The 13,185-nt window shown below is 73.8% G+C and carries 13 protein-coding genes; 6 read left to right on the forward strand and 7 right to left on the reverse strand.

All coding sequences use genetic code 11. The features are described 5' to 3' along the window. Positions 1–99: 99 nt before the first annotated feature. Complete coding sequence (locus OOK31_RS35875) at positions 100–972, reverse strand: TauD/TfdA family dioxygenase (protein WP_267091619.1); 873 nt, start codon at positions 970–972, stop codon at positions 100–102. 193 nt (positions 973–1,165) lie between these two features. On the opposite strand from OOK31_RS35875, the gene OOK31_RS35880 reads away from it, so the two are divergent. From OOK31_RS35880 to OOK31_RS35890, 3 genes are all read left to right on the forward strand, one after another. Then, positions 1,166–2,104, forward strand: coding sequence for an aldo/keto reductase (locus tag OOK31_RS35880; protein WP_267091620.1), 939 nt, complete (start codon positions 1,166–1,168; stop codon positions 2,102–2,104). Between the two features lie 113 nt (positions 2,105–2,217). Further along, positions 2,218–2,988, forward strand: a complete 771-nt coding sequence (locus OOK31_RS35885; protein ID WP_267091621.1) for a hypothetical protein — start codon at positions 2,218–2,220, stop codon at positions 2,986–2,988. 65 nt (positions 2,989–3,053) lie between these two features. Next, a complete protein-coding gene (locus tag OOK31_RS35890; RefSeq protein WP_267091622.1) occupies positions 3,054–3,500 on the forward strand; it encodes a helix-turn-helix transcriptional regulator in 447 nt (148 codons plus the stop codon). 43 nt (positions 3,501–3,543) lie between these two features. On the opposite strand, the gene OOK31_RS35895 is transcribed toward OOK31_RS35890, so the two are convergent. From OOK31_RS35895 to OOK31_RS35910, 4 genes are all read right to left on the reverse strand, one after another. Continuing rightward, on the reverse strand, positions 3,544–4,422 hold the full coding sequence (locus OOK31_RS35895; protein ID WP_267091623.1) for a hypothetical protein: 879 nt from the start codon (positions 4,420–4,422) through the stop codon (positions 3,544–3,546). 164 nt (positions 4,423–4,586) lie between these two features. Beyond that, the gene (locus OOK31_RS35900; RefSeq protein WP_267091624.1) at positions 4,587–5,120 is read right to left on the reverse strand and encodes a hypothetical protein; all 534 of its coding nucleotides are present in this window, start codon (positions 5,118–5,120) and stop codon (positions 4,587–4,589) included. Next, entirely contained in the window at positions 5,117–5,686 is a 570-nt protein-coding gene (locus tag OOK31_RS35905; protein ID WP_267091625.1) for a hypothetical protein, read from the reverse strand. Before OOK31_RS35905 ends, OOK31_RS35900 begins: the two co-directional genes overlap by 4 nt. An 85-nt stretch (positions 5,687–5,771) precedes the next feature. Next, a complete protein-coding gene (locus tag OOK31_RS35910; protein WP_267091626.1) occupies positions 5,772–7,463 on the reverse strand; it encodes a carboxylesterase/lipase family protein in 1,692 nt (563 codons plus the stop codon). A 156-nt stretch (positions 7,464–7,619) separates the two neighbouring features. Here OOK31_RS35910 and OOK31_RS35915 point away from each other — a divergent pair, with 156 nt between their 5' ends. Continuing rightward, entirely contained in the window at positions 7,620–8,552 is a 933-nt protein-coding gene (locus OOK31_RS35915) for a MerR family transcriptional regulator (RefSeq protein ID WP_267091627.1), read from the forward strand. A gap of 66 nt (positions 8,553–8,618) precedes the next feature. Here the strand turns inward: OOK31_RS35915 and OOK31_RS35920 are convergent, their stop codons facing one another. After that, positions 8,619–9,323 carry a 2-phosphosulfolactate phosphatase gene (locus OOK31_RS35920; RefSeq protein ID WP_323188296.1) on the reverse strand — a complete coding sequence of 235 codons (705 nt, stop codon included), beginning with the start codon at positions 9,321–9,323 and terminating at the stop codon, positions 8,619–8,621. A gap of 326 nt (positions 9,324–9,649) precedes the next feature. Between OOK31_RS35920 and OOK31_RS35925 the strand changes: the two genes are divergently transcribed. Both OOK31_RS35925 and OOK31_RS35930 read left to right on the forward strand, forming a co-directional pair. Then, positions 9,650–11,032 (forward strand): FAD-dependent oxidoreductase, encoded by a 1,383-nt coding sequence (locus OOK31_RS35925; protein WP_267091629.1) that lies wholly within the window; start codon positions 9,650–9,652, stop codon positions 11,030–11,032. A gap of 51 nt (positions 11,033–11,083) precedes the next feature. Then, complete coding sequence (locus tag OOK31_RS35930) at positions 11,084–12,202, forward strand: ABC transporter substrate-binding protein (protein WP_267091630.1); 1,119 nt, start codon at positions 11,084–11,086, stop codon at positions 12,200–12,202. Between the two features lie 55 nt (positions 12,203–12,257). Here OOK31_RS35930 and OOK31_RS35935 read toward each other — a convergent pair whose 3' ends face one another. After that, positions 12,258–13,175, reverse strand: a complete 918-nt coding sequence (locus OOK31_RS35935; protein WP_267091631.1) for an aminoglycoside phosphotransferase family protein — start codon at positions 13,173–13,175, stop codon at positions 12,258–12,260. Between the last annotated feature and the right edge of the window lie 10 nt (positions 13,176–13,185).

The following is a 13,185-nucleotide window of genomic DNA, read 5'->3' on the forward strand; positions in this document are numbered from 1 at the left end:
GACCGGGCACTTCCGGGTGGCGCGTCCCACCACCGCGCCCGGTCGTCGAGCCGTGGCTCCGGCCGGCCCGTTTCCCCTCCGGTACCGGGGTGGGGGCGGCTATGCGGCCTGTGCCATGACGCGTACGAGGCAGCGGCGGCGGGCGGGGTCGTCCTCGGGGTCCTCGTAGGCGGTGCGGCCGTGCAGGATGCGGTGGTCGTCGACGATCAGGCAGTCGCCTTCCGCCAGTTCGAGGGTGAGGGCGAGTTCGGGCCGGTGGAGGACCGCTTCGAGGGCGTCGATCGCGGCCCCGCGGTCCGCGGGGAGGGGTTCGTCGAGGAGGTCGTACGCGCCGCGCATGCGGACGGTGTTGCAGCGCGCCCGCAGGTGACCGTCGCGGTGCGCGAAAGGAGGGCCCCAGACCACGGGGGGCCGGCCCGGCGGGGCGACGTGCCGGCGGTCGAACGCGAACGGGGTGTGCAGGAGAGCCAGGTGGTGGGGGTGGTCGTGGGCCAGGACCCGGTGGACGGTGAGGGCGTCCACGAGGACGGTGGCGCCGCCGGTACGGGCGGTGCGGTGGACGAGCAGGGACACGTAGTCGGGCTCGTGGCCGAAGGGGGAGACGGCGGCGTCGTTGTGGAGGTGGAGGTAGCCGCGCGATTTCGAGGTGTACGCCGACTCGCTGAACCTGCGCTCGTCGGTGTGGGCGGAGACGCCTTCGTCGCGTACCAGCCATGCCAGGGCCTCGTCGGATCCGGTCCCCTGGGGCAGCGGGCGGCCCAGGGGCCGCATCATCGCCAACGCCGTGTCCCGCACCTGTTCCGTGGGCAGTGCGTGCACCGGCACGCCGGTGACGACCGCGAAGCCCGGACCCGTGGTGAGCTGGGTGCGCACTCGGCGGGCGAGTGCGTCGTGGTCGGCGTCGTAGCGCAGGACGTAGAGCGCCGGATCGGACACGGACCGCTTGTCCCAGCCGTGCACGAGATCCGCCATCGGGCCCACGCCTCCTCACGCCGGAGCAGGACGGCCGGCGGCTTTCGACGCTACGGCGGCCTCGCGGGCGGTGGAAAGGCGGAAACGGGCCTCCTGCCGCACCGGTGGACTGCCTAGGCTGTCGAAGACCCCGGGAAGCGTGGGAACGGAGCAGAGGGTGGTCAAGCGGCAGTTGGGGCGAGGAGGACCGTGGGTGTCCGCACTCGGGCTGGGCTGCATGGGCATGTCCGAGTTCTACGGGCCCTCCGACGAGAGGGAGTCGACCGCCACCATCCGCCAGGCCCTCGACACGGGCATGAACTTCCTCGACACCGCCGACATGTACGGCCCGCACACCAACGAGGAGCTCGTGGGCCGCGCCGTCGCCGGACGCCGCGACGAGGTGTTCCTCGCCACGAAGTTCGGCGTCGTGCGCGGCCCGGACCCGAAAGCCCGCCGTGTCGACTCGTCCGCCGGATACGCGCGGCGGGCGTGCGAGGCCTCCCTGCGGCGGCTGGGGACCGACCACGTCGACCTGCTGTACCTGCACCGGCGCGATCCGGACGTCCCGATCGAGGAAACCGTCGGGGCGATGCACGACCTGGTCACCGAGGGGAAGGTCCTCCACCTGGGACTGTCGGAGGTCAGCGCGGCAACCCTGCGGCGGGCGTGCGCGCAGGCGCCGATCCGCGCCCTGCAGAGCGAGTACTCGCCGTTCACCCGCGGCCTGGAGAGAGAGATCCTCCCGGCCGCACGGGAGCTGGGGGTCGCCCTGGTGGCGTACGCCCCCCTCGGGCGCGGGCTGCTCACCGGCACCCTGAACACGATCGAGGAACTCGCCGAGGAGGACATCCGGCGGAACCAGCCCCGCTTCCTCGGCGACAACCTCACCGCCAACCTCGGACGGGCCGCGCGGGTCCGTACCCTCGCATCCGCCGCCGGCTGCACCCCCTCCCAACTGGTGCTGGCCTGGCTCCTCGCCCAGGGAGCTGACGTCTTCCCGCTGCCGGGCATCCGTCGGCGCACCCATCTCGGCGAGAACGCCGCCGCCACGCGGATCACGCTGCCCGACTCCCTCCTCCGGACGCTGAACGACACGTTCACGGAAGCGGCCGGCGCCCGCGCACCCGACACGTCCCGCCTGGAGCGGTAGGCCGGGCCGCTGCCGGGCAGGGAACCGATCACCTCGTCCGCCCGTCATGTCCACGGGGGTTGACGGAGGATCAACACCCGTTCGCTCTTCACCACCGAGGTCCGAGGAGATCCATGGCCGACACCGTCAACTCACTGGCCGTCCGTGTTCACGAACTGCTGGTGGCGCTCCTGAGCGGTGGTTCCGCCGCGGAGGGCACCGCGGGCTTCCACGACGTCGTCGCGCGCGCCACGGCGCTCGGCCCCGACGGTACGTGGCTCGTCGCCGCGGGCCACGCGAGCCTCGGCGGCCTGGCCTGCGCACAGGGACAGACGGACCAGGCCGTCCACCACCTCGACGCCGCGGTCGCAGCCGGATACAACGACTGCGTGGCGCTCCACGTCGCCCCCATACGCCCGCTGCACCACGATCCCCGCTTCCGATCCCTGTACCAGCGGATGCGCATCACCCAGGCCGACCTCGACGAGTTCTTCTGGCTGCACCAGGAAATGCAGCTCATGTCGCAGGACGCCCAGAACGCGGCCGTCGACAACATCGGCCGCCTCGACACCGGGGTGTCACTGCTCCCGCAGGCCCCCATGCCGACCCGCGAACCGAACACCCTCGGCATCCTGATCACCCGCATCGACCTCGCCGCGACCCAGACCGCACTCCGACAGGCCGCCTGGAAGCTGGACATCCAGCGCAGCTCCGGAAACACCAGCCTCGGTCTCATCGACGACTCGTGGGACGACCCCCGCGCCACGCGCGACGCCTGGCACGCCGACGAGCTGGATTCCCGGCGCCTGCGGGCCGCCGAGGCCCGGGCCTTCGTCGAACGCCCCGGCGCCGGCAGCGTGCTCATCCCCTGCCCGCCGCTGGGCTCGATCACCTACCCGGGCTAGGGCCTGTCCGGCGCGGTGGTCCTCGACCGGGCGGCCGCTTCGGCGTTGAGGCGGACTGCCACGACGTGGCCGTCGCCCCCTACTGGGACCGGATCCACCGTCACCTGCACGCCGAATCGGCCCTGCTCGGACACTTCGACCGCCCGGGCGGCCGGGAAATCCTGCTGGTCTACCCCGCGTTGCACGACCTCGCCGCCGCGAGCACCATCTGGGCGGCGCCGGCGCCGGCGTCGGCGGCACGCGGTCCGCACGGCAGCGCCGCCGTGCCCCAGCCCCTGGTCGCCCTGCTCGGCCGTACGAGGGCCACCATCCTGAGCGCGATCGCCGACCATGCCCTGTGCACGACCACCGAGCTCGCCACGCGCACGAAGGTCTCCCTCGCCAGCGCGAGCGAGCACGCGACCGTCCTGCGTCACGCCGGCCTCACCGAACTCACCCGCGACCACAAGCACGTCCGGCACAGCGTCAGCCCAGCAGGTCTGGCGCTCCTCAACACCACCGCAGTCGCCTGAATCCGTCCGCCGTCCGGTCGGCGCCCCCACAGCCCCCGCGCGGTCAGGGCCCGTCGGCGGCTTTCCGCAGCTCGTAGCGCTTCCCGGAACCCGGGTGCCCGACGTACTGGTGGATCCGGGGCTTCCGGTCGGTGCCGCCGACGCCCCAGGCCGGCCAGGAACACCCTGGGACGTGGACGCTGACCTCCTGGGTCCAGACGTCCCGCCCGGGCTCGTACGACCAGGTGCCGGAGCCCGTGCACTGCCGTGACGGGCCGCTGGGGTGGTCGTCGGGGGCGTGCTCGCCGACGCCGGAGGCCGTGACCCGGCCGTCGGACGTGAAGGCCAGCGTTCCGCCCGTGTGGTCGACCCAGGTGCCGGCCATGGTCGCCGGACCGATCGCCGGGGGCTCGTACGCGGGCAGCAGGCCGGTGGCGAGCCCGAGTGCGCCGAGGAGGCCCGTTCCCGCCACCACCGCCGTGCCCCGGGAGGCGACGTGCCGGACCAGTGCCGGGCGCCGGGGACGGGCGACCAGGCCGCCCACCGAGAGCGCGAGCGTGGCCACCGCCCAGAAGACGAGCGCGGGCCGCACCTCCACGCGGTTGTACGCCGCGAAGGCCGCGGTCGGCGGTGCCACCAGAGCCGCCGTTGTCAGGGGGACCCACCACCACGCCTCGCGGCCGCCGATCCTGCGGCCGAGCAGATCGGCCAGCGCCACGGCGGGCAGCACGAAGACCAGGGACAGCAGGAACGCGATCACGCCGACGAGCAGGCCGAAAGAGAGCAGGCCTGCCGCCAGGGCGGTGGGGTCGACGGGGGTGTCCGGTGGCGGCTGCGTCCGGACGTACAGGAGGACCACGACGACGGCGAGCGCGACCTCCAGGCACCCCACCAGCACCGAGACCAGCAGCATCCGGCCGTACGACCGCTTCGTCTGCTCCACGGCCGACCCCCCTCGTGGCACGGCGAAATGAACGCGTGCGCCGGGCCCGGCCGGCGGCGTGGATCCATTCTGCCAGCAGGGCTGAACACGTTCAATTCATTCTTCCTGCGTGCCTGTCCGTCGACGCGGAGTCCTCGCCGGACCGGTACCAGTGGGTGCGGCCGTCAGGTGAGGTCCAGCGGCAGGCCGAAGTGGGCGGCGAGGATGCGCAGGGTGTGGGAGCCGTCGGCGTTGAAGGTGGGGTCGGCGTCGTAGCGGGTGGTGTCCCGGCCGACGATCTTGGCGTCCAGCAGTTCCCGTACCACCACGTCGGCCAGGGATCCGGCGCGCCGTGATTCGCGGCGCCCGCCGAGGTTGAGGTAGAGCTCCTCGAAGCCGTCTCGGCAGTACGCGAACTGGAACGGGTGGTCGGGGCAGTGCGGCACCATGTAGTTCTGCCCGTGCGGGCACGCGCACGGGGGCGTGGTGGCCACGAACGCCGTCTCCACACCGACTGCCCGCCTGGTGAGCGAGGCGGCGACCGCCCAGCCGCCGCTCCCCTGCCCGGCGCTGTAGGCCTCCTGCCTCACCCAGGCCCAGTCGCCCTCCGTGCCGGAGTCGAGGACGGGGTGTCCCGTCGCCGAGAGGGAGTCGGCGAGGGTGGCCCGGGGCAGGCCGCGGCCGAAGGTGAGGAAGGTGTTCGGGGCGAGCCGGATCACGGGGCCACCACCCCCGGCGCCTGCGTCAGTTCCGCCTTCAGCGGTGGTGAGGGCAGGGCGAAGTAGCCGGCGACCGTCTTGATGATGAGGTTCTGGTCGTCGTAGAAGTGCTCCTCGAAGCAGTCGTGCTCGTCGTCCTCGTCCTCCAGCGGGCAGTACGCGTCCGGGCCGATCAGGCCGGCGGCCAGGAGTTCGGGCGAGAGGTGGTCGGGGTCGTCACCGACCCGCGAGCCGACGTCCTCGAAGCTGAAGGCGAGCACCGTCCGGCCGTCCCGGTAGTACTCGAACTGCGGCCCGTGCGCCTTCGCGCTGCACGGCTCGGTCACGAACACCACGAGTTCCGTGCCCGCCGGGCAGACGCTGCGGTAGTCGACCGGGTCGTAGTCCCCGATCTCCCAGTTGGCCATGTCGTGCACCGCCCACGCCCACCCGCCGGACTCGCCGGAGGCCAGGGGCACCCGCCGCAGGGCGGCCAGCCGCTCCGTGAGCGCGTCACGGGAAGTGCCGCGGGCGAAAACGATGTTCACCTCATGGCCGGGGAAGGATTCGTCCATCCATTCGATCATGTGCGGCAGCCTAAGGGCGGGCACTGACAGCGCGAGGGGGGCCTGCCCGTGGCAGGCCCCCCTCTGTGTGGGCCTCTCCCCGCCGTCACTGGGGCAGGCGGTCCCAGAACGAGCAGTGGTGGGCGGAAGCCGCGTCGACGGGGTGGATCGCGCCTGGTCCGGGGGCCAGCGACTGCACCGTCTGCGGCGCGAGGGGGGACGCGGGGCGCAGGAGGGGCCAGCGCGGGGCGTCGGGGGTGTTCGGGTTGCCGGTGCGCGCGAAGTTCGTCCAGTAGTCGACCATCCGGTCGGACAGGGCGCGCTGGGCGTCGGTCAGCGGTCGCTCGGTGGGGAAGGAGGAGAACAGGAACGGCATCTCGAAGCCGTGCGCCGCCCCGTAGGGGAAGCCCGGGTTCGGCGGCAGGCCTGCGAGGACGGGAGCGTCCTGATCGTTGAACTCGTAGCCGTAGAGGGGCAGGCCGGGGGCGCGGGCCGCGATGGCCCGGCTGGCCGCCAAGGTGGTGCACGTGAGGGACCGGTCGGTCAGTACCGCGGCCCAGGCCAGCGCGGGCGTGGGGTGGTCCGCTGCCGGGTACTGCGCCTCGACGGCCGGGGCCGCGGGCCCGAAGGCGTCCGTCAGACGGGCGCGGTAGTCGTCCTCGGTGCGGATCGGGAACACGCCGAGCGTCAGGCCGACGAACATCCGCATCTCGTCGTGGTTGGTGCCCTGGATGACGGGCACGCGGTGGAAGCGTCCCGAGGCCAACGCCTGGTCCGGCGCCACGGGCAGCAGCGGGTTGCCGTAGGCGGGCCGGTTGAAGGACTGCATCAGCTGCGCGGTGGCGAGGCGGTCGGTGCTCTGCCCACGCAGGCATGCCAGTGCCTCGTCGCCGCCCTCCGCGCAGCCCAGCTGCCGGGCGGCATCCGCACCGGACGCCTGGACGTCGCTCTGCGAGGCGAAGGGCTTGTACTCCGGTGTGCCGGGGCCGAGGGCGCCGCGGGGGAAGGACATGAGGCAGGAGCCGCTCTGGAGCACGGCGCGCTGGAAGAGTCCGGCGGCCGTCGGTGAGGTGAGGTGCGCACAGATGCTGAGGGCGCCCGCGGACTCGCCGAACAGGGTGACGCTGCCCGGATCACCGCCGAAGCGCTCCGCGTTCGCCCGCACCCAGCGCAGCGCGGCCTGCTGGTCCGCCAGGCCGAACGGTGGGGCGGAGCCAAGCCCGGGGTGGCCGAAGTAACCGAAGATCCCCAGCCGGTAGTTGACGGTGACGACGACCGTGTCACCCCGCACCGCCAGTCGTTCGGTGCTGTAGTCGCCGCCCGAACCGCCCAGGAACGCACCGCCGTGCATCCACACCAGCACGGGCCGCTTCTTCCCGCGCGGCTTCGCCGTCGGCGTCGTGACGTTGAGGTAGAGGCAGTCCTCCGACCCGACGACCCCGGGCGCGTTCGGTGCCGGCATCTGCACGCAGCGCTGGGCCGGCGCCGTCGCCTCCCGGACACCGGGCCACGGGGCGGCGGGGGCCGGGGCGCGCCAGCGCAGCGGTCCGGTCGGCGGCGCGGCGTAGGGGATGCCGTCGAAGGTGGTGTACGAGCCGTGGGACACGCCGCGTACGAGGCCGTGGTCGGTCCGTACGACGCTGCCGCTCTGCCCCGCGGCGTCCGGCGAGCCGGGCTGTGCGCCGGTCGCGGGTGCCGCGGTGGCCGTGAGCAGGCCCACCGCGCAGAGCAGGGGGAGGAGCGCCGCGCGGAGGCTGCCTCTTCGGGATGGACGGGGTGGTGTCGTGGTCGCGGACATGCGTACCCACCGTTCTTGGTCGGACGGGGTCGGGCTGGGTCGGACGAAGCCGGGCGCGGCCGCACGAGGCCTGGGACGTGGGGGGGGACCGTGCGGACCGACTCGGTCAGTGCTCAATACGCTAGGACCTCCCGTGCGCTGGAGGTTCAAGAGGTTATGACGCAAGACACATGGAGCATCGGTGAGCTCGCGGACGGAACCGGGGTCCCTGTGAAGACGCTCCGCTACTACTCCGACAGCGGTCTGCTGCCCGTCGCCGCCCGTAGCGCCGGTGGCCATCGGCGCTACGGCCCCGAGGCGTGGGAGCGGATCCGTCTCATCAGACGCCTACGGGCGATGGACACTCCGATCGCGACCATCACCCAGGTGGTCACCGGCGAGTGCTCCCTCGGCGAACTGGTGGCGACCGAGCTCGAAGCGGTGCAGGAACGACTGACCGAGCTGCGGTGGCGCCAGGCCACACTCGAGTCCCTGAACGACTGTCCGGGCGAGGAACGGCTCGAGCGGCTGGAGATCCTCTCCCGCGTCCAGCGGCTCCCGCAGGCGCACCGCGCCCTCACCGACCACTGGTACCGCGAGCTGTCCGGGACCATGCCCGGGCACCGGCTGGACATCATGATCGCCATGCTGGCGCCCGAGCCGCCCCGGGACCCGGATGCCACCACGGCCCTGGCCTACGCCCAGCTCCACGTACTCGTCTCCACGCCCAGTTTCACCCGCTGGACCCAGGACCACGACGAGGAGATGAGGGACGGCCCGGCCTTCTACGCGCAGATCGACGAGGCTGCCGCCCTGACGGCCGCCGCTGTGGTCCAGGGTCTGCCGCCGGGCTCCGGGGATGCGGTGAACGCGTTCGTGTCCGCCCACGCACGGGCCCGGCGGGAGTCGGACACCCCCGCCTTCCGTGCACACCTGCACGGGCTGGTGTCGAGGTCGTCCGGCTTCGACCCCCGCCTGGAACGCTATTGGGGCCTGGTCGGCACCGTCACCGGCGGGCGCGTGCTGAACATGACGGTGGCTCACCGATGGCTGACCGAGGGACTGTCGCTCTCGATAGCCGACGCCGCCCGGGCGAAGTCCGTCTTCTGACCGGGCACGGCCGGGGCGGGGGCGGGGGCGAGCGGGGAGGAGCGGGGAGCCCGGCCGCCCCGCCGGTCAGACCGGGGCGTCCTCGGTCGGCGCGGGCGGCGGGGTGTACGGGCGCAGGACCATGAGCGAGTCTTCCCAGGTCGCCACCATGGCGAAGGGGAAGCGGTCGAGCTCGAGGCAGAGCGCGATGTCGTCGGGATGGGCTCCTTGACGCACGCCCTCCGCCAGTTCGGTGGCGGCGCGCGACGTGGCGGCGCGGTGGAGGAACCCGGCGGGATCCGTCCGCTCCCCGGTGGCCCTGCGGGCGATGTACTGGGCGCACGCCAGGTCTTCGTCGGCCCGCCCGTCCTCGCCGGTGACCACGAACGTGACGCTGTCGTTGTCGCGCGTCCGCAGGAGCCGGGCCGTCGCCTCCGCGACCACGAAGCCGGCGCACAGCACCAGGGAAGCGTCCTTGACCGCGAGGGCGCCGACCGTCCCTGCCGTGGTCTTCTGTACGACGGTCCGGCCGGCGAGGTCGACGGAGCGCAGCAGGCCCGGCGAGTTGACCAGGTCGAACCCGGGCGCGGGCGGACCGTCCTTGAGCGCCGCCCAGTGCGGGTGGCGGGCCTTGAGCGCCAGGGCCTCGTCCAGCGACTCGGCGAGAACGATCTTCTCCGCCCCCCGGGCGAAGGCCCAGGCGGCCACGGTGTAGGCGCGCATGACGTCGACCACGACCGCCACGGACGGGACTTCGGCCAGATCGGGGATACCGAGGAAACGAGTGTCCATACCGGCCATGATCGCCCGCGCCCGGCGCCAGGCACCCGGAGAGTGATGCGCATCATGTCGACGCTGTCGCGGCGCAACACCTCCGGCATGCGCGCGGTGAGGTCGGTGGCCAGGAGGTGCGGGGCCGTCGGGGGCGTCGGTGACCAGGGCGCCGGGGTGGAATCCGGCGACGGCGGCCACCTGGTCGGGGTGGGCGGCCGCGGTGCGCAGCGCGAGGACGGCGCCGAGCAGGCGCTCCGGTGTCCGCCGCGGCCGGTTGCCGGCCGAAGATCGCCGAGCTCACAGGGCAGTAAGATCGTTCTGCAACACGACGCGAAGGGGATGCGGTGGCGCGGGTTGCGGTGGTCGGTGGGGGTATCAGCGGGTTGGGGACGGCGCTCATGCTGGGGCGGCGGAGCCATACGGTCACGTTGTTCGAGCAGGAGGCGCGGGAGGCCGGGGACGACCCGGAGCGGGACTTCTTCCACTGGCACAGGCCCCGGATACCGCAGGCCGTCCAGCCCCACTCGTTCCTCGCGCCCGTGCGCACCGTGCTGCGCGCCGAGGCCCCTGACGTCTACGCGGACCTGCTGGCGCGCGGAGCCCGCGAGTACCACGACTTCGACTGGTTCGACGAGCATCCGCCGCACCTGGACGGTGACGAGGACCTGGTGACCCTGCGCACCCGTCGCATCGTGCTGGAGGCGGCCCTGGCCGCGGCCGTGCGGCGGGAAGGGGCCGTGGACGTGCGGCGCGGGTGCCGGGTGGACGCCCTCGACTTCGCCTTCGGGGAGGGCGGCCCTGCCCGGGTGACCGGCGTGCGGGTGGGCGCGCGGACGTACCGGGCGGACCTCGTCGTGGACGCGGCCGGCCGTCGCTCGCCGGTTCCCGCCTGGGTGAGCGCGGCCGGCTGCCGCCCGCCCGTGGTCGACAGCCACCGCGCGGGGATCGCGTACCTGTGCCGCTGGTACCGCCTGCGCGCCGGCGGCCCGCGTGACCCCGGGCGGGTGAAGACCGGCTCGGCCTCGCCGTTCGCGCTCGCCGGGGTCTTCCCGTCCGACAACGACACCTTCGCGCTGCACCTCGTACTCTCCACGGGCGATCCGACCCGCGGCGCGCTCACCGACCCCGCCGTGTTCGAGGCCGCCGCCCGCCGCTTCCCCGCCGCCGCGGCCTGGCTCGGCCTGGACCCCGAACCGCGGTCGCCGGTGCTGGCGATGGCCGGCCTGGACAACCGCTGGACCTCCTTCGCCGACGAGGACGGGCCCGTCGTCACCGGCCTGGTCAACGCCGGGGACAGCCTCATCCACACCAATCCCACCCTGGGCCACGGCGTGGCGCTCGGCCTGCGCGCCGCCCAGCACCTCGCCGCCCGTGCCGACGAGATCGCCGCGGACCCCACCGGGTACCACACGTGGACGGCCCAGAACCTCCGTCCGTGGTTCGACGCCCAGGTCACGGCCGACCGCGCCAACGAGCAGCGCCTCGCCGACAGTTCGCCACCGTCCCCGGACCGGCGGGCCGCCGCCGTGGCCGCGTGCGCCTTCGACGACCCCGTCGTCATGAGGGCCCGGGCCCAGGTGCGCCACCTCGTGCGGCCCGCATCCGAGGCCTACGCCACCGACGAGGTGGACCGGCACGTCACCGCCTGGCTGGCCGCCCACCCGGACTTCGATCCGCGGCACGACGGCCCGACCCGGGAGCAGTGGGACGCGCTCATCCCGGGCTGAGCACTTCCCTGCCAGCTCGCCGCACACACCGTCACTCGGAGACGCCGACCCATGAACACCAGCACATCACCATCGCAGCCCGGAGCGGAGCGCACTGACGGGCCGTCCGTCCGGATCGGCGCTCTCGTTCCGCTGACGCGGCCCGGCTGGGTCGAGGCGGGCCGGCATCTGCTCGCCGGACTCGAGCTGGCCGTCCGGGACGTCAACGACACCGGCGGGATCGGCGGGAGACCGCTCGAACTGGTCGTCCGGGACACGGCGGCCGACCCGGAGCGGGCCACGGCGGCCGTGGACGAGCTCGCCGGGGCGGGGGTGGCCGCCCTGGCGGGCGAGTACCACAGCGTCGTCGCCCGCGCCGCTGCCACCAGGGCCGACGCCCTGGGCCTGCCGTTCCTCTGCTCGTCGGCGGTCCTCGACGCGCTCACCGAACAGCCTACGGAACGCATCGCGCGCCTCGCCCCGCCGCAGTCCCGCGGCTGGCAGGTCTACGCGGACTTCCTGCTCGGCGCCGGACACCGTCGTATCGCCGTCGCGGCCCAGTCGAGCATCTACTGGGCTGCCGGGACCCGCATCCTGCGGGACCGCCTCGCCCCGCGCGGCGCCACCCTCGTCGAACTCGACATGAACGCGCTCACCCCGGCGGCCGTGTGCGACGCCCTCGTCGACGAGGGTGCGACGGCCCTCCTGCTGCTGGTCGGCCTCCCGGATCCGGCCGCGCCGATCGTCCGGTCCGTACGGCGCGACCCGCGCCTGGCCAGGGTCACGATCGGTGCTCCGGCCGGGCAGCCGGAGTTCGCCGAGTGGGCGGCGGCGCTGGGCGCGGACGGCGCCGCGGTCCCGTTCCTGCGCTACCTGCCCGAGCGCCTCGGCCCCCTCGGCACGCGCGTCGGGGCGGCGCTGCGCGAACACCTGGACGCGGCGCCTTCCTTCGTCGCCTTCGAGGGCTACGACACGATCACCGTCCTCGCCGAGGTCCTGCGCTCCCACGGCACGGACCGGGCGGGCACCGCCGCGTCCTGGCCGCTCGTCGCGGTCGAAGGCACCCGGGGCAAGATCCGGTTCTCCCGTACGCCCGGCATCAACGTCTGGCAGTGGACGTCGGCGCCGGTACAGGTCGTCGACCGGGACCCGGCGGAACCGGACCGCTTCCGGATCCTCCACACCGGCTGAGCCGAGTGGGCGCGAAGGCCGGCCGCCCGGATCACGCTCGGGCCACGTTCATGGATCAGCGGCCGGCCGTCGCGATGAGGCGTCGCAGTGTGGCGTGGCCGGGCGGGCCCCAGGTGGCCTTGCCGCCGGGGCGGCCGTGGACGCCGGCGTGTCCGATGAGGATGCCGGAGAGGGCGCGCAGCACGGCCCATCCGCGGGCGCGGCGCAAGGTCGCGGCGTCCGGGGTGGGCCGGTAGGCCCCGTGGAAGCGGTCGGCGGCGCCGTCCGGCAGCAGCACCCAGGCGGCGGCGAGGTCGCAGGCCGGATCGCCCGCGAAGAGGTCGCCGAAGTCAATGACGCCGCAGAGGGTGCCGTCGGCGGTGAGGACGTTGGCCGGGTGCAGGTCGCCGTGAAGCCACAGGGCCGGGCCCGCCCAGTCGGGCGCGGCGGCCGCGTCCTCCCAGACCGCGCGGACGGCGTCCGGGTCGGGGATCAGCCCCAGCCCGGTGGCCGAGGCGAGGCGCTCGGCGAACCCTTCGGCGTAGCCGGCCAGCGGCCCGCCGCGGCCACGTCCGGCGGGCGCCCCGGTGGGGGCGGGTCGGTGAAGGGCCGTCAGGAAGGTGGCCAAGGTGTCGGCCGCCTCCGCGGCGCGTGTGACGGGGGCGCGGTCGGCGGGCTCGCCCCGCACCCAGGTGGTGACGATCCAGGGCCGCGGAAACCGCTCGGAGGGCTCACCGAGGCGCTGCGGTAAGGGGACCGGCAGCGGGAGGTGCGGGGCGAGGGCGGGCAGCCAGGTGTGTTCCTTGCGCAGGAGCGCGTCCGCGGAGTCCGTCGCCCAGGGCAACCGGACGGCGAGGTCGTCGCCGAGCCGCCACAGCTGGTTGTCCCAGCCCCGCGCGCCGAGCCGTATGGGGTGACCGGCCAGGTCGGGGTGCTGGTCGCGCAGCAGGTCGCGTACCAGCTCCGCCGTGATCTCGATGTCGGTGTGGGTCATGCGGGCCAAC

It is taken from the genome of Streptomyces sp. NBC_00249 (genome assembly GCF_026342355.1).
In the GTDB taxonomy this organism is placed as follows: Bacteria; Actinomycetota; Actinomycetes; order Streptomycetales; family Streptomycetaceae; genus Streptomyces.